A 21,235-nucleotide genomic window follows, 5' to 3' on the forward strand; every position below is an offset into this window, starting at 1 on the left:
ACGCCGGGGCTTTTTCAGTAAATTAAGCTAGACAGAAATTACTTTCCGCCCAGTATACGCAGCATCGTGTCACCAATTTCGGCAGGCGAATCCACTACGTGGATGCCGCACTCGCGCATGATGGCCATCTTAGCGGCAGCCGTGTCGTCGGCACCACCTACAATGGCACCTGCGTGGCCCATGCGGCGACCGGGAGGTGCAGTCTGACCGGCGATAAAGCCTACTACAGGCTTCTTATTACCGGTTTCTTTGATCCAACGGGCCGCTTCGGCTTCCATGCCGCCGCCGATTTCACCGATCATCACGATGCCCTCGGTTTCGGGGTCGTTCATGAGCAGTTCCACGGCTTCTTTGGTGGTGGTGCCAATGATGGGGTCGCCGCCAATACCGATGGCGGTGGTTTGGCCGAGGCCAGCCTTGGTCAGTTGGTCTACCGCTTCGTAGGTCAGCGTGCCTGATTTCGATACGATGCCGATTTTGCCTTTCGTGAAGATGAAGCCAGGCATGATGCCCACTTTGCATTCACCGGCCGTCATTACGCCGGGGCAGTTCGGCCCAATCATGCGCAGACCTTCGCGGCCTTTCAGGTATTCTTTCACCGCAATCATGTCCTTGGTTGGGATGCCTTCGGTGATGGTGACGATGACTTTGATACCTGCGTCGGCGGCTTCCATGATGGCGTCGGCGGCGAAAGCTGGGGGCACGAAGATGATGCTGGTGTCGGCGCCGGCTTGCTCAACTGCTTCGGCTACGGTGTTGAACACAGGCCGGTCGAGGTGCTGGGTGCCGCCTTTGCCGGGCGTAACGCCGCCCACTACGTTGGTGCCGTACTCAATCATCTGCTGGGCATGGAACGAGCCTTCGGAGCCAGTAAAGCCCTGCACAATCACTTTAGAATCCTTGTTGACCAGAACACTCATGTAGAGAGGGGGTTAAAGATAGGTTGCGGTTGGGGGTGCAAAAAAGGTGCTGTGAAAGCAGCCGGTGCGCAAAAGTAGCCTTTTTTGGGCCGGTGGCAAGTCACAAGCTGATTCCCTCCTAATGCGTAGCTAGCCAAACCTGCTGCTGAGCAAATCTGCATGGATAAGAAATCCTCTTAGCGTCTTACTAAGAGTACGATGTGCTTCTATGTTGCACAATAAGGTCTAGAGGGAAGCGGCGGCGCATGAAAAAGAACTGCGCAATAAATTGATTTAACTGTAAGCCCAGCGCAACAAAAGCGACTGACCTAAAGCTGCGGCTACCGAACCATTGGAGGTATATATGATCTGAGGTAATAACTAGGGAACTATGTATCTGGTAATTTACCTAACCCTACGACGCCTTGCTGTCAATCAACCAGGGGCAAGCTCTGCAGCTAGATAGCAATGTGGGCGGTCTTCCAATGAGTGCAATGCCAAACGGACGCGCCAGGCAATTGCAACAAGTATTTAATTTCTAGGGTTATAACACGGGGCAACTTGCGAAACGACGCAACTCCCTGAGGCTACCACGGCAAATCCGTACCTTTGTGGCCCCCTCATTAACAATTCCCCTCTCATGTACCTGAATAATATAGTCGAAGCCATCGGCAATACGCCGCTGGTGCGGCTCAACAAGGTTACGGACGGTATCAAAGGTACCGTTCTGGCCAAAGTAGAATACTTCAACCCCGGCAACTCCGTGAAAGACCGCATGGCGGTACGGATGATCGAGGACGCCGAAAAAGCGGGCATCCTCAAGCCTGGCGGTACTATTGTAGAAGGCACTTCCGGCAACACCGGAATGGGGTTGGCGTTGGCCGCTATTTCCAAAGGCTACAAGTGCATCTTTGTGATGAGCGACAAGCAAAGCAAGGAAAAGCAAGATATCCTACGGGCGGTGGGTGCCGAAGTGGTAATCTGCCCCGTTGACGTAGAGCCTGACGACCCACGCTCTTACTACTCAGTGGCGCGCCGCATCACGGCCGAAACACCCAACTCCTTCTACCCGAACCAGTACGATAACCTGTCGAACACGGCCGCGCACTACGAAAATACCGGCCCTGAACTCTGGAAACAGACGGATGGCAAAATTACGCACTTCGCATGCGGAGTGGGTACCGGCGGTACCATTTGCGGCACTTCCAAGTATTTGAAAGAACAAAATCCCGACCTCGTATCGGTTGGTATCGACACCTACGGGTCGGTTTTCAAGAAGTATAAGGAGACCGGGATTTTCGACAAAAACGAAATCTATCCTTACAAGACCGAGGGCATTGGCGAAGATATTTTGCCTAAGAATGTTAACTTCGATGTCATTGATCTGTTCATCAAAGTCACAGACCAAGACGGAGCCGTCATGACGCGCCGCCTAGCGAAGGAAGAGGGTTTGTTCGTCGGATGGTCTTGCGGCTCGGCAGTGTACGGGGCGCTGGAATACGCCCGGGAACACCTCCAGGAAGACGACACGATGGTTGTCATCCTGCCTGACCACGGCACCCGTTACTTGGGTAAGATTTACAACGATGATTGGATGCGGGAGCAAGGCTGGTTGTAAACCAAAACCTTATTTCAGCGTCTTTCCTTTGTTCCCGTTCGAGCTTTAGTGAAACCAAATTGTCTTATGTCGAAGAAGCTGCGCAGCATAGTACTGGTTGATGATAATGAAACCACTAGTTTCCTGAACAACCGCTTGCTTAGTCGTCTCGACGTTGCCGACCAAGTGCACACTTTTCGGAAAGCAGAGCAGGCATTTCAGTTTTTGTGGGGCGAAGAAAACGCGCCTGTTGCCCCTGATGCGGTACCCGCGCTGGTGTTCGTCGATTTGAAGATGCCGGGCATGGACGGTTTCGAGTTCCTGAAACTCTACGACGCCCTGCCCGATCAATCAAAAGCCAAAACGGTTATGGCGGTGCTCACCACTTCCATGCACGCCGCCGACACCGCCCGCGTAGCCCAATACCCGGACGTAGAATATCTGGCTAAGCCGCTAACCGAAGAGAAGATGGAAAAGCTGCTGAAAAAGCGTTTTTAACCTTCTGCCTTAAAACAGATTTCCTACCAAAAGAAAAGCCGCCCTTGTACTACAAGGGCGGCTTTTCTTTTGGTAGGAAATCCTTACACTACCGCCTCCACAAAGCGGAATGCTTCCCCATCAAACAGACCTTTGTCGCTCAACTTCAAGCTTGGGATAACCAACAAGGCCATAAAAGAGAGCGTCATAAACGGAGCCCCGAGCGGAGAGCCAAGCTGCCTCGACAGCGCATCAATAGCCGCATACGATTCCGCCACGCGGTAACCATCCTGCTCCGACATCAACCCGGCCACGGGCAGTGGTAGCACCAGTTCCTCCCCGTCGGCCCCAACAGCGGCTAAACCACCTTGGGCTTCCATCACCAAGTTTATGGCACGGGCCAAACTCTCATCATCGCAGCTAACGGCCGTAATATTATGCGAATCGTGGCCGACACTACTGGCTAGAGCGCCGTGCTTCAAGCCAAAGCCTCGGATGAAGGCCACCGCGGGCGGCGCCGGCTGATAGCGGTTCACAACGGTAAGCTTCAGAATATCTTGCGCCAGGTCAGGCACCACCAACCCATTTTCCACCCGGGCCGTCAGGTCGTGGCGAGCAGTGATAAGCTGCCCATCGAAGCACTCAATGACCCTGATAGTAGAGGGCTCGTTGGTTGGAGTGCGTAGTTGAAATTCTTGCGCGCTGACCGGACGAGCATGGAAGTTATTAACGATGCGGCCAGGTACCGAAGGAATTAGAGTGCTGCCGTTTTCAGCTACTAGCTCGCCGTTCAAGTATGTTTGGCGCACCTGAAAGTCCGTCAGGTTGTCTACTACAATGAAGTCAGCAGGGTCACCAACGTGGAGCAGGCCAACGGGCAAACGGTAATGCTCGACGGGGTTGCGGCAGGCCACGCGCAGCACTTTCAGCACGTCTTGTCCGCGAGCCACGGCGCGCTGTACTAGCTGATTGATGTGGCCGAGCACCAGCGTGTCGGGGTGCTTGTCGTCGGAGCAGAACATCATGTGCTCGTAGTGCTCCGGCAGCAAGTCAATCAGTGCGTCGAAGTTGCGGGCTGCGGAGCCTTCCCGAATCAGAATCTTCATGCCAACGGCCAGTTTGTCGAGGGCTTCTTCGGCCGTAAAGCATTCATGGTCGGTGCTGATGCCAGCCTCCGCATAGCGCTGGGCGTCGGCACCGCGCAAGCCGGGGGCGTGGCCGTCTACGGGGCGGCCGTACTGCTGCGCCAGCCGAATTTTCTCCATCACGCCTGCATCGCGGTTCAGCACGCCAGGCCAGTTCATCATCTCCGCCAAGTACCCGATTTCCGGGTTCTGAAACAATTGTTCGATGTCCTGCGCCGTTATTTCGGCACCAGCCGTTTCAAAAGGCGTGGCTGGCACACACGAGGGCGCCCCAAAGCAAAACTTGAACGGTACCTGTCGCCCACTTTCCAGCATGAATTCTACGCCCGCCACGCCAAGCACATTGCCAATCTCATGCGGGTCCGACACCGTGGCGACCGTGCCATGCACTACGGCCAGCCGGGCAAATTCTGCCGGTATTAGCAGTGAGCTTTCAATATGGACGTGGGCATCAACGAAACCTGGCAACGCATACGGCAAGCTCGGGTCGGGAGCGGAAGCACCCGTTGGCTCGATGGCCCGGATGCGGCCGTCGGCTACGTGTATAACGGCAGGGACTATCGTATTGGCAAACAGGTCGATGGCGTTGGCCTGTAAACTAAATTCAGCGGGCATAAGTTAGGGGAGAAGCTGTACAAGACTTGCCGCACAAGAGCGGCAGACGGGTAAAGAACCATATATTTGTTAAAATCTGCGTCAGTGAGAAAGATTGCCACTTACTTGATAACTGCCCTTTTCTTGGGCTCAGGCCTTGCTACCACGGGCTGTGCCAGCCGCACCCCGCAGCAGAAAAAGACTGCGTCGTATAAACGCAAGGCGGCTATAGGCAAAATCCCGTGCCCCTGCGATAGTCATTAGCGTAGCGATTATCCTTTAGCTTATTACTATTTATACTAGTTTATCTCTTTATTAGTGAAATTCATTTTATCGTGTTGTTCGCTGATAGTTATTCTATTGAGCTTAAGTGCTTCACCAGCATGGACCCAAGGTCAACATGTGGGGTTGACGGAGCAAGCAGTTGCAGGAAAGTATAAGCCAGGTCATTACACTTTGGCAGACGGTACCCGTCACGCTGGCAACATCCGTGTCTGGATGGACCGAGAGAAAAATGTTCTGCAGGTAGACAAAGGCAAAAAGCAAGAGCCTGCCAATCTATTTCCCACTGCTCTGCACAGTTTTGTTATTGGCCGTGATTCGTTCGCGGTAGTGCATCACTTCCGCATGCTGGATGAAACAGAAAAAAAGCCTTTTGAATCAGCTGATTTTGCTCGTGTCTTAATGTCTGGCAAAATTCAAATGTTAGAGCACAAGCGATTCGCTGGCTTCGACAGCAATCTAGGTGCAGGGCAATATTCGCGTAGTCCAAGCTTCTATACGACGAACTTGTTGAAACCAGCAACCGATACAATGCTGGTTGTAGTACCATATGCGGAAGAAAAGTTCGCCCGTTACATGGCGCCTATTTTTATTGATGCTGCAATTCTATGCCAGCAGATACGTGCGAAACAGGTTGGCCCAACAGATTTAAAGCGTATTCTGTATGCTTACTTGTTTAAGCGGGAGGTGACACAGGTGACTTATGAGGAGGCGAATACTATCTTTCGCGAATAATGCAAGTGATACACTTCCAGTAACGAGCCTTAGCTCATTTTACTTTCGCATTTAAGCGAGTTTGCTAGTATTCTTTATGCCTAGGCATAGATGCCATCGTGCTAGAGTAACAGCAAACTCATGCGCATTCTGCTTTTTCTATTCATAGTTACTTTGACAGCAGCGGCCCAAGCGCAACGCAAGCCCGCGGCTTTTCCTGCGACCACGCCTGCTTTAACCGAAGACCCGGCACTACATCGTGGATCTGGACACGCGGGCCGGTATCAGAGCAACGATGGCGCTTGGCATTCCGTGCAGATAGAAAGTTGGGAAAATGACCGGGTTTATTTGAGCGATGCAGGCAGCACATTCAAAGCGTATTTTCCCACAGAGCTGAGACGCTTCGTGACGATGGGTGACACCGTGGTGGCCGCGCGTGACCTGGTTGTAGTCACGCGCCACTTTCCCTTTAGACGGCGCCGTGGGTTGCTACCTGCAGCCTTCGGACGCCAGTTGTATCGGGACGGTGGTTTTCAGCTACTCACTTACGACCCACAGCGGCCTGCTACCTTGTTAACGGCGCTTTCCAGCCGGTTGCTGTTGCGGCAAGGACAAGGAGGATGGCAAATGCTGCCTACCAAAACGGCGAAGTTCAACCAACTTATGCTCAAGCTACTCGGCGACAACCCGGAGCTAGCTGCCGGGTTGCGGGCAAAGCAGTACCGCCCTCGCCGCGACGCCACGGAGTTGCTTGAACGCTACGTGTATTGGAAGATCCAGCAATCTTTACAATCCACAGCCCAACCGGCCCGTTAATTTTCCACTGATGTCTGCTTCAGCTCCTGAATCTCCTGTTGCTGCACTGCGTGCAGCCGCCGACGCCGTACGCCAGCAATTACGAGCTAACGCCTTTGATGCCGCTGCGGTGCAACAAGTAGCCGACTTCATCGAAGCGCAACGCCCCACCTTATCGGCTGCCAACCGGGAAGGCATAACAACAGCTCTCGGCTGCTTTTTGGGGCAATGCCTCGTTGAAACCTATAACGGCACCTGGGCGCAGGGCCCCGATGGTACGACCGGAGTAGGCATCAACCAGCAGCACTTCTTCAATCCGTTCTTCCGAATAGCGGAGCAACTAGACAAAGGCTTAGCTGAATCGGTTGTTGCTTTTTTTGCAGCAGTACCCATTCACCTAGAAAATCCAGGTCGTAGACAGTTGATTTCGTAAAATTCGCCCAAAAAAGTAGGGGCTAAACTCTACAGGTAGTAGATTAGAATAGTCTGGGGGTCTGTAAGCAGGGGGTTTGCAGCCATTTCAGATGAAATATTAACGCCTGTACCCATGCGCCATTTGCAAGAAGCGGCCGAAGCCGTACGAAAAAATCTTAACCTACCTCAGTTCGATGAAAAGGCCGTGCAAGCACTAGCCGATTTTATTGAGAATGAGCGCTCTAGTGTGCCGGCCGAAAGCCGCGAAGCAGTAGTAAATGCGTTGGGATGTTTTTTAGGCGAGTGTATCATCCGTAGCTTTGGGGCTGGTGGCGTGCTGACACGCGTGGCACCGCAGGTGTGCAGATCGGACAAAACTTCTTTTTGCATCCTCATTTCTTTATCGAACAACAGTTTAAGCGGGGAATGGCTGAGTCGGTAGCGGAGTTTTTTGCTTCATTGCCAACCAAGCTTCTGAACCCGTCACCGCGCAGAACCTGGATTCCGGTACCAGTACCGGTTTTCCGCCGACCGATGTAACTATGAGAAAAATCGTCATTGCCATCGACGGCTACTCCTCTTGCGGCAAAAGCACCACGGCCAAAGCCGTGGCCGCCGAGCTAGGATACGCCTACATCGACACCGGCGCCATGTACCGCGCCGTGACGCTGTATCTGCTCGAGAACAATATTCGCTTTGACGATTTGCCTCGCATAGAGCAGGCACTGCACGAGATGCACATCTCTTTCAAGCGCAACCGTAAAACGGGCCGCAACGAACTGTGCCTTGATGGGCACATTCGGGAAGATGAAATCCGGCAGATGCGTATTTCCAATTTGGTGAGTGAAGTATCGAGCATTCCGGCCGTGCGCCACGCCATGGTGGCGCAGCAGCAACGTATGGGCCGTAAGCGCGGGGTAGTGATGGATGGCCGCGACATCGGCACCACGGTTTTTCCGGACGCCGAAGTCAAAATATTTATGACGGCCGACGTCGTAACCCGCGCCGAGCGGCGGCAGGAAGAACTAGCTGTGAAGGGTGAAGAAGTGCCCGTGGAGGAGATAGTGGAAAACCTGCGCAAGCGCGACCACCTCGACTCCACCCGCACTGAAAGCCCGTTGCGCCGTGCGGCCGATGCCGTGATGCTTGACACCACGCACATGATGATCGACGAGCAGGTGGATTTTGTGTTGGAGCGTGTATCGGCTATGCTGTTTGCCTTGGCTTCCAGCGCCGACAATGAACGGAATGGCAACGAAGTGGTTGTATAAGATTAGCGTCTGATGCTTAGCGCGTAGTGCTTAGGCATCAGAATTGCGAGGGAAATTTATTCTAACACTACGCAGCAAGTACCACGCACCTACGCACCTAGAAATCCATGAACGTTACCATCGATAAGAATTCTGGCTATTGTTTTGGGGTCGAATTCGCCATTCAGATGGCAGAAGACGAACTGGCTCACGATGAAACCCTGTATTGCCTGGGCGACATCGTGCACAACCGCATGGAGGTGGAGCGCCTACACGAACAGGGCCTGCGGATCATCGACCGAGCTCAACTCGAGCAACTGCACGACTGCAAAGTGCTTATTCGGGCCCACGGCGAACCACCCGAAACCTATCAGCTGGCGCTTCGCAACAACATCGAGCTCATCGACGCTTCTTGCCCTGTAGTGCTCAAGCTGCAGAACCGCGTCAAGCATGCCTTCGATAGCACTCGGCGCCAAGATGGCCAAATCGTTATCTACGGCCAGCCTGGTCACGCAGAAGTAGCGGGGTTGAATGGCCAAACTGGCAACCGGGCCCTCATCGTCATGACGGAAGCCGACCTCGACCAAGTGGATTTTGCCCGGCCAGTTACGCTCTTCAGCCAGACTACTAAGAGTACGGCCGGGTTCTACCACATGAAGGCTGTTATTGAGGAGCGTATAAAAGCAGCGGGTGGCTCTCTGGATTCGTTTGATGCCAATGACAGCATCTGCCGCCAGGTAAGCAACCGGGAGCCCGCGCTGGCGAAATTCGCTGCCGTGCACGACGTAGTAATATTCGTGAGTGGCCGCAAAAGCTCAAACGGAAAGGCCTTATTTTCGGTGGTCAACAAAACCAACGAACGCAGCTACTTTGTCGAGAACGAGCTGGAAATCGACGAGGAGTGGTTTCACGGAGCTGAATCAGTTGGTATCTGCGGCGCTACAAGTACGCCTATGTGGCTGATGCAGCGCGTGAAGGAGCGCATCGAGCAAGTGCCAGAGGCAGTAGCCTAACACGTACATAAACAGTAAATAAGGGCTAAAAGACAAGGGGCTGGAATGGTTATTTCAGCTCCTTGTCTTTTAGCCCCTTGTCCATTTAACACAGTGCTACCTTCGCGTTATGCGCAAATATTTCAATTACTTTCTGAACGGCTTTCTTATTGTAGCACCTATCGGCCTGACCGGGTATATCCTGTACGCCGTGTTTCATTGGCTCGACAACTTATTTCCCAACTACGGCGTGCCAGGATTGGGGCTGCTCGGCGCGGTAGTGATAGTGACGATAATTGGGTATGTGGCAAAGTCGTTTATGGTGCGGCCTTTCCTGGTCATTGCCGAGCGGGTGCTGCACCGTACGCCCTTGGTCAGTATCATTTATTCTAGCCTCAAAGACCTGTTCGACGCCTTTGTGGGCGACAACCAGAAGTTCAATTCCCCTGTGCTGGCCCGGATGAACGCGCAGGATGAGGTCTACAAAATGGGATTCGTTACGCAAGACTCGATGCTGGCCATCAACCGTGAAGAGCTACTGGCCGTGTACTTTCCGCATTCCTACAACTTCTCTGGTGAGCTAGTACTGATGCCCGCTGCGAACATCACTTATCTAGATATGCCAAGCAGTGAGGTTATGAAGTTCATTGTGTCGGGCGGCGTCTCACGCTTGATTTAAGGGGTGCGCTGCGCTTGATGACGAAGGCGTTTCGGCAAGCTCGGCGTAACAGTTCTTCTCGTAGGGTAGTTGAAGTGGCTATGATCTGCAATAGCCACCGCCCATATGCCCACTAAGCTGCACTACCGCGCCTACGGCTCCGGGCCCCGCGTGATTCTGGCGTTCCATGGCTATGGGCAAGGCGAGGGACATTGGCGCACCCTAATCGGGGAACTAGGCCCGGACGTGACGGTGTATGCCTTCGACCTATTCTACCATGGCCGCAGCCGACTAGCCAAAGTAGATGCCCCGCTCACCAAGCAACGCCTAAGCGAGCTGTTGAGCGAGTTTCTGAAGACAAATAACATTGAAAGCTTCAGCCTGCTGGCGTTTAGCATGGGAGCCAAGTTTGCCCTCACCGCTGTCGAGAGCTTTCCAAGCCGCGTACAACGTGTATGGCTAATTGCGCCGGATGGGCTGCAGCGGCAATTTTGGTATTCGTTGGCTACGTATCCGCCTTGGATGCGCGGAGTGCTGGGCCGCGCCGTGTTGCGGCCTCAGCGGCTCTTGCAGTTCTTAGGCACGCTCGAACAACGCCGCTTAGTACCCTCCAACCTCGTGCGCTTTGCCGAATGGCAGCTAGAGAGCCGTGAGAAACGATTGCGCGTGTACCGCAGCTGGGTTGGTTTCCGGCTGCTGACCTTCAGCTTGCGCGGCTTAGCACAACTGCTAAACCGCCGTCCGACACCCGTCACTTTCTTCCTGGGTCGTCACGACCAAGTGATTCCGCACGCCGGTTTGCAGCGGTTCATTGGTTTGCTGCAAGGGGCCGAAACTATAGTGCTAGAAGCAGGCCACGCGGGGCTTATCTACAACGTAGCGGCGTATCTGCGGCGGCATCCCGAAGTCAGGGTGTAGCGCGAAACAGGTTACGACAGGTCCGGTTGGGGGCGGAATACTTTGTTGTCAATGGAATGCCTGCCAGGACCCTTGATCATAAAAAATAAGAGCAGGCCCAAAACAAGTAAGGACAGCCAAAGCTCCGTGTTGCCTGTATTGACCCCGCGTTGTGGGTTGACTACTAACGCCGCGCCAAACACAATAGGCATTTGGCACAGAAGCGCCAGCCGGGTCAATGCGCCGAAGGCAATCATTAAGCCACCGAGCATATGCACAATGCTAAAGAAGAGCGGCGCTTTGCTTAGCTCGCCTAGGCTTTGCTGCTGGCTCAGGAGGTAGTACACGTCACTACTTTTGCTCAGGAACGAGACGCCTTTGATGAACAGAAACAAGCCCAACAGAATGCGTAATGCATCCATCCAGACGGGGTTGCTGGCGCTGTTTTTCGTTCTGTGTCCGGCGGGGTGGGTGGGAGTGGAGAGTGCCATGACTTTTTCGTGTAAGAAGGTGGGAGGAATGTCGTAGGCTAGATCGGGACGGCATTGGATACCTGTAATTTATTGCTTTTTATTTCAATAAGTTACTGCTCGCTGCTACTCTAATTCTCGCTCATACAGCTGAAAGCTGACCTCATCAAACGTCACAAACACCACTTCTTGCGGCAAGTCGTGCTGCTCTAAAAATGCCCGCACCTCCCGCACGGCAATAGCAGTGGCTTCCGCTTTCGGGTAGCGATACACACCGGTGCTAATGCTAGAGAAAGCTATGCTATGAAGCTGATTTTCAGCCGCCAAGTTCAGGCTGTTGCGGTAGCAATTGGCCAGCAGTTCGGGCTCCTGCTTGTGTCCTCCGTTCCAGACTGGCCCTACCGTATGAATGACGTGCCGGGCAGGCAGCCGGCCTGCGGTGGTGATAACTGCCTTGCCTGTGGATAGGCCTTTGCCGTAATGACCAGCCCGCAAGCGGCGGCAAGCTTCCAAGATTTCGGGGCCGCCAGCGCGGTGAATGGCCCCGTCAACGCCGCCACCCCGAGTAAGCTGGAATTAGCTGCATTCACAATAGCGTCGGTATCAACGCCCGTAATGTCGCCGCGGTACAGCAAGATACGGCCGTAAGACTTGGCTTCGGCACGCCAAGCAGCAGTGGTAGGGGAGGTAGGCATAAGTAGTCGGGTTTGGATAAGTTTCATACGCGCCAGCCAACTCATGGGCTGCGGTTGAGCAGCCGTTTTCGGTGCTTGAGTGGCTTGAATTGCAGCTTGGGAAAGGTATTATAGTAAGAACGTAACAGAAGCCATACGTTTAGGCATCAATCAACTACACGCTACTTCCGCCATGGAAACTCCTGACCGTGATCCGCAACTTTGGTACATCGCGAAAGACCGCGCCAAATTCAAGGCGCACTTGGTGACATACATCTTGGTGAATGCGCTGCTTTGGGCAATCTGGGCTCTAACTGGGTTCGAGTCTGTGCCTATGCCGTGGCCGCTATGGGTAGGGGCTTTTTGGGGGTTTGGATTACTGCTGCGAGGAATCCGGGCCTATGCAGGCATCGGAGAAGAACAACAAACCGAGCGCGAATACGAAAACTTAATTCGCCAACGCCGGCAGTAAGCAATGACGGACCGAGAACTAAGTATCGGTAGCTTGCTCTGATGCCGTGCGTGCCGCAGTAAAATAATGCCGTTTAACATGCAGCAACTTTCCAACCAAGTCGGTGGTTAAGTGGCTGCATGAAAACACACCGCTTGCTCCCTCTTTTGTTGCTAGCCCCGCTGGCTCTTCTTTCCTCTGCTCCCGACCGGCCTTTGGCGGCCGCCGATGCCAACCTAAGTAAAATCAAACTGCCTGCTGGCTTCAGCATCACGTACTTTGCGCAAAACGTGAAAAGTGCCCGGGAGCTGGCTGTCGGGCCCGATGGCACAGTGTACGTGGGCAGCCGCGACGCCGGGAAAGTATACGCCTTGCCCGACCGTAACAAGGATGGCAAAGCCGACGAAGTAATTACCATTGCCAACGGCCTGAACGGCCCGAATGGCGTAGCCGTCCGCAACGGTTCCTTGTACGTGGCCGAAGTCAACCGCATCACGCGCTACGACAACATTGCCCAGAAGCTCAAGCAGCCGCCCAAGCCCGTTCTGGTGTTCGACCAATTGCTCAACAACGAGTGGCACGGCTACCGCTACATTGCTTTCGGGCCCGACGGTAAGCTCTACGTGCCGGTAGGTGCGCCTTGCAACACCTGCATTCCCTCGGAACCCGTTATCGGCACCATCACCCGCATGAACGCCGATGGTACCGGCCAAGAGGTATTCGCTCAAGGGGTGCGCAACACCGTTGGCTTCGATTGGAGCCCCGTGGACAAAGTGCTGTGGTTCACCGATAACGGCCGCGACCAACTCGGCGACAACTTGCCCGCCGACGAATTGAACCGTGCCCCCAACGCCGGTTTACACTTCGGCTTCCCTTACTTTTTTGCCGGCGACGTGCCCGACCCAGAATTCGGCCAAGGTCGTTCTGCGGCTACCTATACCAAGCCGGCCCGCAAACTCGGACCACACGTAGCGGCTCTGGGGATGAAGTTTTACACCGGCAAGAAGTTTCCAGCTACCTACCGCAACCAGATTTTCATTCCTGAGCACGGTTCCTGGAACCGCAGCAGCAAGCTCGGCTACCGGATTTCGCTGGTCCGCCTCGATGCAAGCGGCAAACAAGCCAAGAGCTACGAAACCTTCGCTGAAGGCTGGTTGCAAGGCCAAAAGTCGTGGGGGCGCCCCGTGTGTTTGCTCGTTCTTCCCGATGGTTCGATGCTGGTCTCCGACGACCTGAACGATGCCGTGTACCGGATCAGCTACAAAGGGTGAAACACCCCTTAAGCGAGAGTTCCACTTTGTAGTTGCAAGCACTGTTGCACTTGCTGATCAAGTAATTTTCTGCAGCGGTGATACCTGCGAAGTGGAACTTCCCGTTACATTACGGTCATGAAAAAACAGCGGGTTCCGAAGCGTGTACTGGGACGGTTGGAACTGGTGGATTTTCCCAAGTTTCAATTGTGGGGAGTGGAGGCCAAAGTGGATACCGGCGCCTATACAAGCGCTATTCACTGCTCGGACATACAGGTAATAACCGGATCTAACGGTAAGCCTTGTCTTCGCGTGTTACTTTTGGACCCTTCTCACCCCAACTTCGACGGCACGTTAATGGAGTTCACCGAATTTTCGCTTCGGGATATCAAAAGCTCCAACGGTGATGCGCAGGAACGCTATGTTATTCAAGCAGTTCTGCGGTTATTTGGGGAAGATTTCGACACTGAATTTTCTTTATCCGACCGATCCGACATGAAATATCCCGTGCTACTCGGGCGGCGCCTGCTCCGGCATGGAAGTTTCGTAGTAGATGTAGCCCGGCGTAATATGTCGTATAAGGCTCAACTAGCGGCTAAGCCCTCGCGCACCTAAACGGCCGTGCTTATTTGTTACTTGCGGCTTCGTAGGCCTTTCACGGGCCTTCGTTTCAATCTACCCTATCCTTTTTCCAATGAAACTGGCGATTCTATCGCGTGAGCCCAAGCTATATTCCACCACGCGCCTTGTGGAAGCCGCCGAACAGCGCGGCCATGAGGCCTTGGTAGTGGATCATTTACACTGTAACCTGGTACTCGAAAAAGGCAAGCCTGATATTATTTATCAAGGCCACCGCCTTACAGGCGTCGATGCTATTATTCCGCGTATTGGGGCCTCCGTTACGTTCTATGGCTGCGCTGTAGTGCGGCAATTCGAAATGATGAAAGTGCGGACCGCCGTTGAGAGCCAAGCAATTGTGCGCAGCCGCGACAAACTTCGCTCTATGCAAATTCTGGCCCGCGCCGGTGTAGGCATGCCCAAAACTGCCTTCACCAACTACTCTGATGAAGTGGCCGAGATGATCGAGCAAGTCGGTGGGGCCCCAGTTATCATCAAGTTGCTCGAAGGCACCCAGGGCTTAGGCGTGGTGCTGGCCGAAAGTGCTAAAGCCGCCCAATCCGTCATTGAAGCGTTCCATAACCTGAAGGCCCGCATTATTGTGCAGGAATTCATTGCCGAAAGCAAAGGCGCTGATTTACGGGCTTTTGTGGTGAACGGCGAGGTAGTAGGGGCCATGAAACGCCAAGGCAAGGAAGGCGAGTTCCGCTCGAACTTGCACCGCGGCGGTACGGGAGTGTTAGTAAAGCTAACCCGCGCCGAAAAGGCAGCCGCCCTGCTAGCGGCTAAGTCGCTGGGGCTCGGTATTGCGGGCGTTGACATGCTACAAAGCAAACGGGGCCCGTTGGTGCTGGAAGTGAATTCCTCCCCCGGCCTTGAAGGCATTGAAAAAGCCACCGGCCTCGATATTGCCGGCAAAATCATCGAGTACACGGCGGAAATAGCACAGAAAAAGAAGTCGAAAGCCAAATCGAAGGCTGCGCTGGCAGCCTTGCCCGACAACCAGCCCGACTTGCCCCGGTAATGCTCGAAAGTGGTGTCAGGCAACGCTGGTTTGCCTGACGGAGATGTTCAACGAAGCGTAGAATGCAGGTTTTGCGCTACTTTATTTCAGCTGCCTCTTGACCTTAGTTGCCCGCTCCGAAGATATGTTGCTCAATGGCCTCGTTATCAAACCGGGCGAGGACGTGCAAACGAAGCTGGTCATTTCGCGGCTCCCTTCCGGGACGGTCATCGACATTCCGGTGCACGTATTCCGCTCGCACAAGCCCGGCCCAACGGTGCTGCTGCTGGCGGGCATGCACGGCGACGAGGTAAATGGTATTGAAACCATTCGCCGCTTGATTCGGCGAGAAATGCTGCGGCCATTGAAGGGCAGTATCATTGCCATTCCCATCCTTAACATCTATGGCTTTCTGAATTTCAGCCGCGAGGTGCCCGATGGCAAAGACGTAAACCGGAGCTTCCCCGGCAACCCCCGAGGCTCGTTGGCTAGCCGCGTGGCGCACCGCTTTATGCGCGAAATCATGCCTCTGATCGACTACGGCATTGATTTTCATACTGGCGGTGCGGCCCGCTCCAATATGCCCCAGATTCGGTGTCTGCTGCACGAAGACCCAGAAACCGATGCCTTGGCTGCGGCTTTTGCTGCTCCTTTCACCTTGAATGCCTCGCTACGGCCCGGTTCCTTACGCGAAGCAGCCATGCAACAAGGGCGGCGCATCATCGTGTATGAAACCGGCGAATCCCTGCGGCTTGACGAAACAGGCATCGAGTTAGCTACTGCGGGTACGTTCCGGCTGCTGCATTACTTGGGAATGGTAGCCGAGTCCACTCCGGCTGAAAGCCCCGGCGTAGTGTGCATGCGCTCCACCTGGCTGCGGGCCAAGTACGCCGGGCTTTTCCGCAGCTTCGTTCAAAACGGCGAATACATCGAAAAAGGGCAGGTATATGGCTCCGTAGCCGACCCCTACGGCGAAACGGCCGTGCGGCTGGAGTCGCCGGTGGCGGGTTACATCATTGGCGTCAACTACATGCCCGTCGTCAACCAAGGTGATGCCCTTATTCACGTGGGCCGCCTAGATAACGCTCCTAGCCGTACCGATTTGGCCCCGCCTTTCGAGGAAAAGCCGAGCAACTCCCAGGAGCCTGATGCCGACGACCCGGAACTAGACGAAGAAGAAGCACAGTAGCGGGTAAGAGCAGGTTGTCCTGGGGCAACCTACTCCTTGGTCTTGCTCTGTGGTGAAGCACAGCCGGGGGTTTTTGCTTTTCTTTGAGGCGCCATTCACTGGCATTAACTTCTAAAATGCCGGCTCTTTTTGTTTTTCTCTTGATTCTCGCATGAAAAATTCCTTCCAACTGGCTATCAATGCCGTGCTGGTCATTGCCGTGGCCGTGTTGTTTTATCTGCACTTCGCCAACAAGCCTGCCGCTGCCCCCACCCGCAAAACACCTACGGTAGCTGCCCAATCCTCTGATTCTAGCAATACCGTTGCCACTACCGATACCGACGACCTGGCCGCCGTAGCCGATACTGATAAGGTGGCATACGTGGAGTCGAGCAAGCTGCTCGATGGCTACAAAGGCATGCAGGACGCTCGCAAAGCCTTCGAAGCAAAAGCCAAGCGTTGGGAAGCCCAAAACCAGACCATGGTGAAAGGATTTCAAACCGCCGTGCAGCAGTATCAAAAGCAAGCCGAGAGCCTAACGGCCGAGCAGCGCGCCGCCACCGAGCAGAAACTGCAAGCGCAGCAACAGCAAGTAGGCTTAGGACAGCAGAAACTTCAGCAGCAGGCGCAGGAAGAAGAAGCTAAAATGACCCAGGGCGTACTCGAGCGCCTCAATAAGCAGATCGAGAAGTACGGCAAAGCCAACGGTTACCGCCTGATTCTGATTGCAGCGCCGAGCGGCACTATCGCCTATGGCCGCAAAGACCTCGACATCACGCCACAAGTGCTTAAGTACTTGAACGCAGAGTACTCCACAAAAAAATAAAGAGGCCAACTTTTTAGTAGCCGCCCGTTTTCCCACGTTGGGAAAACGGGCGGTTTGATTTTAGGCAATATCCATTATCACAAAAGTTGATATACCGCTGCTTATAGCATAAGCCATAACGTAAAAATCATATTATCATAAACACTGCTTAAGTTCTTTGGTTTCGTCTTCCCATTTAGGTAAATATCCAATAAAGACACATTTACCTTACACACGTAGGAAAAGAATCTAATAATTTTACTCTTTGGTTTTCATGGTAGAATACCTTGAGATATAGATATACGAATGACTTATCACGAACAGCGCATTCAGGAGCTAGAGCAAGAACTGCGGGTGGCACGAGCCGCCGCAACGACGGCCGAGCAACGTTTGGCCACCTTAGCTGATTCCCTGCCGGAGGGTGTGCTACTCTATGATAGTGAAGGAATTATTAGCCTTATCAACGAGCAAACGTGCAATCTGCTAGGTATGGCGGGGCCTGCCAGTCAGTGGCTTGGCAAAGCCTCTGCTGCTATAATGCCCATTGTACAAGCACTAATGTTGAATCCTGTGGCATTCAACGTGTGGGTGCAGAAAGCATTGATTTGCGGAAGTGGCGCAATCAGCACCGAAATGCAGTTACGTGATGGCCGCACGATGCAGCTCGATTATATTCCTATTGGGAACAGCCACGCTATGCCCAATAGCCGCCTGATTTGCTTTCATGATGTGTCTGATCGGAAGGAGCATGGTCGGCGCCTCAACGAGCAACGGGATTTTTACGAAACCATCCTCGACTTCCTACCCGGCGAAGCCGCCGTATATGACCCCGAGCACCGTTACCGCTACGTGAATGCCAAAGCCGTAGCCGACCCAGCAGTGCGTACTTGGCTGATTGGTAAAACCGATGCCGAATATGTAGCTTATCGTAAGCGAGACCCGGAAATAGCTATTCGTCGTCAGCAATTGCTTAGCCAAGCAGTGAAAGAAGGCAAAGTGGTGTGGGAAGAATCGTTTCAACTTCCCGACGGCGGTATGCGCTATACCTTGCGTCATTTGCACGCCATCCGAGGAGAAGACAACCAGGCGCGAATGCTCATTGGCTACGGCACCGACATCACGCAGCGCTACAAAACCGAAGAACGCATCCGGGCGCTGTTCGCGGCTCTACCCGATACCATTTTGGTGGTGGATGCCGATGGGTTGGTGCGAGATGCCAAACTCGGGGACACGCCTTTGCTACTACCAGAAACAGAGTTGAGTGGTGCCTCATTAGAGCAGTTGCTCTCTGATTCGGCACGGCAGCACTTAATGCCTTGCCTCGAGCAGGTACGCAAAACCGGCCAACCCGGAGCCTGCTCGTTCGAACTGAAAACCAGCCAAAACGTTGTGTCCTTCCACGCGGCTCGGGTAGTGGCGCTGACCGGTGCGCAGGCAGTGCTGGTTATTCTGCAGAACGTGACGGACCAGGAGTTGATCCGGCGGCAATTAATTGAGCAGCAAGAGCTTATTCGACAAGTGATTGACGTCAGTCCCACTGTCATCTACTTGCGCGACCAAGACGGGAATGTAGTGTTCAAGAACAAGGCGTTCGACGACCTTATGCAACGCATTCGCCACGTGACGGTTATGCAGGGACTAGCTGAAGAAGACAAAGATTCTTCGGTAAGTCAGCAGATCGAGCGCATCAACGACAGCCATGACCATGTGCTGAACACACACCAGGACTTCACGTACGTTACCACGTTCACGCTGCTAGACGGCGAGGAGCGGTGGATGCAGTCCATGAAGCGCCCTTTTGTGCGCAGCGACGGGTCGATGAACGTGTTGAGCGTGGCAACCGACATCACCGACATCAAGCAGGCCCGCCAGCAGTTGGAAAACAGTGAGAAGAAGTACCGCGACTTGGTACACTACTCGCAGGCGCTGATATGCACCCACGACCTGGAAGGGAACATGCTATCCGTCAATCCGGCCATTGAGCGCCTGATGGGTCTGTTAGCTCGCAAGCTAGTCGGCAGAAACCTGCGCGAGGTAGTGCCCGCCGAGTACCAGAACGAGCTGCAAGAGTATCTGGCTGGGTTTGCGCTGCAGCCCGGGCAGCGCAGCATTATGGCCTTGCTAACGCGCCCCGGCGAAAAGCGCTATCTGCAATACAACAACTACCAAGTGGAAGAAGAGGGGCGGCCAGCGTACGTAGTTGCTTCCGCCTACGACATCACCGAAAGCGTGCTCACCGAGCGTGCTTTGCGCCAAGCCAAACTCGAAGTAGAGGAAAGTGCCCGCGCCAAAGACAATTTCTTGGCCAGTATGAGCCACGAAATCAGGACGCCTCTCAACGGTGTGCTGGGCATGGCGGCGTTACTGGCTAAAACTGAACTCGATAAGCCGCAACGCGAACTGCTTGATACAATCAATCAGTCGGGGCAGCATCTGTTGGCAGTTGTGAACGACGTGCTGGACATGGCCAAGATTACGGCCGGCCAGATGGAACTCGAGCATACTGCCTTCGACCTGTGGACTTCGGTGCAGACCGCCGTGCAAACCATGACGTATCTGGCCGAGGAAAAAGGGTTGTATCTGTCGGTACTGCCTCTAACGATTCAGCCGCCTTTTGTTCTAGGCGATTCACACCGGCTCAATCAGGTGCTGCTCAACCTGCTTTCCAATGCCATTAAGTTCACCGAGTACGGCAGCGTCACGCTAGGTGGCGAAGTGCTCTGTGATACCCCCGTAGCCATAACCGTCCGCTTTTGGGTGCGCGACACGGGCATTGGTATTCCAGACGATAAGCAGGAACATATCTTCGAGATTTTCACCCAAGCCAGCACCGATACCACGCGTCGTTTCGGGGGCTCCGGGCTAGGTTTGTCGATCAGTCAGCATTTGGTGCAACTGATGGGAGGCACGCTGCTCGTCGATAGCGCACCCGGCCAAGGCAGCACGTTTTCGTTTACCATCACGCTCGCTCGTACACCCGCCGTGCCGGTGCGCGCTTTAAAGGCCGCTGAACAACCCGCGTTAGCCAAGCTGCGGGTGCTGCTCGCTGAAGACAACAGAATCAACCAGCGCATTTCCATTCTAATGCTGCAGCCCTGGGGTGTGGAGGTGGACTGCGCCAGCAACGGCCCCGAAGCCCTCGATTTGTTTGATAGACACCTGTACGACGTGGTACTGATGGATATTCAGATGCCCGGTATGAGCGGCGTAGAAGTAACCGACATTATTCGTCGCCATCCTGACCCGCGCCGTGCTAATGTGCCCATCATTGCTCTGACGGCTAACGCCCTACGGCGAGACCAGGAACGCTACCTGGCGGCTGGTATGAATGCCTGCTTAATCAAGCCTTTCGAGGAACAGCACCTGCACCAAACCATAGTGAGCGTGCTAAATGGGAAACGGCTACCAGTAGTCACCCGCGCTGCGGCGCAGCCCACCGAAGCTACTTCCAGCGGCCTCTACGATCTAAGCTTCTTAAAGCATTCGAGCAACGGCAACGAGCACTTCGTGGAGCGTATGCTGGAGGTATTTCTGCGTGAAACGCCCGCTACCTTAGTCGCACTCCAACAAGCATGCACCGCCAACGATTGGCATACGGTGGCGCAACTTGCCCACGGGGTAAAGCCTATTGTGCTTCTGCTCCGAATTGCGGGAGGAGCTACGGCTATCCAAACGCTCGAAGATTCAGCTACCGAGCCGGAGGAGGCACTGCAAGCAGCACTTTTCCTGTGCCAGCAACTCCAATCGACCTGCCAAGCCATTGAAAAGTTGCGCCTTGCGTAGGGAAGGCAGTGCATTGGGAGCTAGCCTGCTGCGTATTGGCAAGCAAGCGGCAGGGCAAAATTACTCTTGGCAATAAGCTGTGTTTGGGAGAGGGACCCATGCGCAGCTTTTATTGGATATACAGCTACTGCATGCCAACTAAGGAGAGCAGAAAACACTGCGATTCAAGTCTCATATGCAGCAAAGCACAGCCGGCTGCCTTACCTAGCCAACCTTTTGAGTTGTATTAGGCTCTGCTATATACCGCGCAGCTAATTGTCGGCGTTGGATGCCTATTTATTGATTGATCGGGGCAGAGG

21 protein-coding genes and 1 pseudogene are annotated in these 21,235 nt (G+C 54.1%); 17 read left to right on the forward strand and 5 right to left on the reverse strand.

From position 1 onward, the window contains the following. Positions 1-38: 38 nt before the first annotated feature. Entirely contained in the window at positions 39-920 is an 882-nt protein-coding gene (gene sucD, locus MUN86_RS03640; RefSeq protein WP_243800076.1) for a succinate--CoA ligase subunit alpha, read from the reverse strand. Positions 921-1,539: 619 nt separating this feature from the next. On the opposite strand from sucD, the pseudogene MUN86_RS03645 reads away from it, so the two are divergent. Both MUN86_RS03645 and MUN86_RS03650 read left to right on the forward strand, forming a co-directional pair. Beyond that, positions 1,540-2,514, forward strand: a pseudogene (locus MUN86_RS03645) (PLP-dependent cysteine synthase family protein); the annotation flags it as partial. A 69-nt stretch (positions 2,515-2,583) separates the two neighbouring features. Then, entirely contained in the window at positions 2,584-2,994 is a 411-nt protein-coding gene (locus tag MUN86_RS03650) for a response regulator (protein ID WP_245121849.1), read from the forward strand. 83 nt (positions 2,995-3,077) lie between these two features. Here MUN86_RS03650 and ade read toward each other — a convergent pair whose 3' ends face one another. Beyond that, positions 3,078-4,733 (reverse strand): adenine deaminase, encoded by a 1,656-nt coding sequence (gene ade, locus MUN86_RS03655; protein ID WP_245121852.1) that lies wholly within the window; start codon positions 4,731-4,733, stop codon positions 3,078-3,080. A 297-nt stretch (positions 4,734-5,030) separates the two neighbouring features. Between ade and MUN86_RS03660 the strand changes: the two genes are divergently transcribed. The 8 genes from MUN86_RS03660 (at position 5,031) to MUN86_RS03695 (ending at position 10,735) form a co-directional block, all read left to right on the forward strand. Next, positions 5,031-5,729 (forward strand): hypothetical protein, encoded by a 699-nt coding sequence (locus MUN86_RS03660; RefSeq protein WP_245121855.1) that lies wholly within the window; start codon positions 5,031-5,033, stop codon positions 5,727-5,729. A 120-nt stretch (positions 5,730-5,849) separates the two neighbouring features. Next, entirely contained in the window at positions 5,850-6,524 is a 675-nt protein-coding gene (locus MUN86_RS03665) for a hypothetical protein (RefSeq protein ID WP_245121857.1), read from the forward strand. A gap of 10 nt (positions 6,525-6,534) precedes the next feature. Further along, the gene (locus MUN86_RS03670; RefSeq protein ID WP_245121860.1) at positions 6,535-6,936 is read left to right on the forward strand and encodes a hypothetical protein; all 402 of its coding nucleotides are present in this window, start codon (positions 6,535-6,537) and stop codon (positions 6,934-6,936) included. Between the two features lie 114 nt (positions 6,937-7,050). Then, positions 7,051-7,359: a hypothetical protein gene (locus MUN86_RS03675; RefSeq protein WP_245121863.1), complete on the forward strand. Its 309-nt coding sequence runs from the start codon at positions 7,051-7,053 to the stop codon at positions 7,357-7,359. A 100-nt stretch (positions 7,360-7,459) separates the two neighbouring features. Continuing rightward, complete coding sequence (gene cmk, locus MUN86_RS03680; RefSeq protein ID WP_245121866.1) at positions 7,460-8,188, forward strand: (d)CMP kinase; 729 nt, start codon at positions 7,460-7,462, stop codon at positions 8,186-8,188. A 107-nt stretch (positions 8,189-8,295) separates the two neighbouring features. Then, positions 8,296-9,180: a 4-hydroxy-3-methylbut-2-enyl diphosphate reductase gene (locus MUN86_RS03685; protein ID WP_245121869.1), complete on the forward strand. Its 885-nt coding sequence runs from the start codon at positions 8,296-8,298 to the stop codon at positions 9,178-9,180. Between the two features lie 109 nt (positions 9,181-9,289). Then, positions 9,290-9,838 carry a DUF502 domain-containing protein gene (locus tag MUN86_RS03690; RefSeq protein WP_245121872.1) on the forward strand — a complete coding sequence of 183 codons (549 nt, stop codon included), beginning with the start codon at positions 9,290-9,292 and terminating at the stop codon, positions 9,836-9,838. A gap of 105 nt (positions 9,839-9,943) precedes the next feature. After that, entirely contained in the window at positions 9,944-10,735 is a 792-nt protein-coding gene (locus MUN86_RS03695) for an alpha/beta fold hydrolase (protein WP_245121876.1), read from the forward strand. An 11-nt stretch (positions 10,736-10,746) separates the two neighbouring features. Here the strand turns inward: MUN86_RS03695 and MUN86_RS03700 are convergent, their stop codons facing one another. The 3 genes from MUN86_RS03700 to MUN86_RS31605 form a co-directional block, all read right to left on the reverse strand. Continuing rightward, on the reverse strand, positions 10,747-11,205 hold the full coding sequence (locus MUN86_RS03700) for a DoxX family protein (RefSeq protein ID WP_245121879.1): 459 nt from the start codon (positions 11,203-11,205) through the stop codon (positions 10,747-10,749). 105 nt (positions 11,206-11,310) lie between these two features. Next, entirely contained in the window at positions 11,311-11,697 is a 387-nt protein-coding gene (locus tag MUN86_RS03705; protein WP_311181778.1) for a macro domain-containing protein, read from the reverse strand. After that, positions 11,583-11,879: a hypothetical protein gene (locus MUN86_RS31605; protein ID WP_311181779.1), complete on the reverse strand. Its 297-nt coding sequence runs from the start codon at positions 11,877-11,879 to the stop codon at positions 11,583-11,585. The genes MUN86_RS03705 and MUN86_RS31605 overlap by 115 nt, the downstream gene beginning before the upstream one ends. 172 nt (positions 11,880-12,051) lie before the next feature. On the opposite strand from MUN86_RS31605, the gene MUN86_RS03710 reads away from it, so the two are divergent. The 7 genes from MUN86_RS03710 (at position 12,052) to MUN86_RS03740 (ending at position 20,936) form a co-directional block, all read left to right on the forward strand. Next, entirely contained in the window at positions 12,052-12,330 is a 279-nt protein-coding gene (locus tag MUN86_RS03710; protein ID WP_245121882.1) for a 2TM domain-containing protein, read from the forward strand. A 119-nt stretch (positions 12,331-12,449) separates the two neighbouring features. Then, entirely contained in the window at positions 12,450-13,580 is a 1,131-nt protein-coding gene (locus MUN86_RS03715) for a PQQ-dependent sugar dehydrogenase (protein WP_245121885.1), read from the forward strand. 117 nt (positions 13,581-13,697) lie between these two features. Next, positions 13,698-14,174 (forward strand): ATP-dependent zinc protease family protein, encoded by a 477-nt coding sequence (locus MUN86_RS03720; protein WP_245121888.1) that lies wholly within the window; start codon positions 13,698-13,700, stop codon positions 14,172-14,174. Positions 14,175-14,253: 79 nt separating this feature from the next. After that, positions 14,254-15,201, forward strand: a complete 948-nt coding sequence (gene rimK / locus MUN86_RS03725) for a 30S ribosomal protein S6--L-glutamate ligase (protein ID WP_245121891.1) — start codon at positions 14,254-14,256, stop codon at positions 15,199-15,201. A 97-nt stretch (positions 15,202-15,298) separates the two neighbouring features. Beyond that, positions 15,299-16,369, forward strand: a complete 1,071-nt coding sequence (locus MUN86_RS03730) for a succinylglutamate desuccinylase/aspartoacylase family protein (RefSeq protein ID WP_245121894.1) — start codon at positions 15,299-15,301, stop codon at positions 16,367-16,369. Between the two features lie 151 nt (positions 16,370-16,520). Beyond that, complete coding sequence (locus MUN86_RS03735) at positions 16,521-17,174, forward strand: OmpH/Skp family outer membrane protein (protein WP_245121897.1); 654 nt, start codon at positions 16,521-16,523, stop codon at positions 17,172-17,174. Positions 17,175-17,459: 285 nt separating this feature from the next. Beyond that, positions 17,460-20,936, forward strand: a complete 3,477-nt coding sequence (locus MUN86_RS03740) for a PAS domain S-box protein (RefSeq protein ID WP_245121900.1) — start codon at positions 17,460-17,462, stop codon at positions 20,934-20,936. Positions 20,937-21,235: the final 299 nt, after the last annotated feature.

The sequence above is a fragment of the Hymenobacter volaticus genome, from assembly GCF_022921055.1.
GTDB classification, from domain to species: Bacteria; Bacteroidota; Bacteroidia; order Cytophagales; family Hymenobacteraceae; genus Hymenobacter; species Hymenobacter volaticus.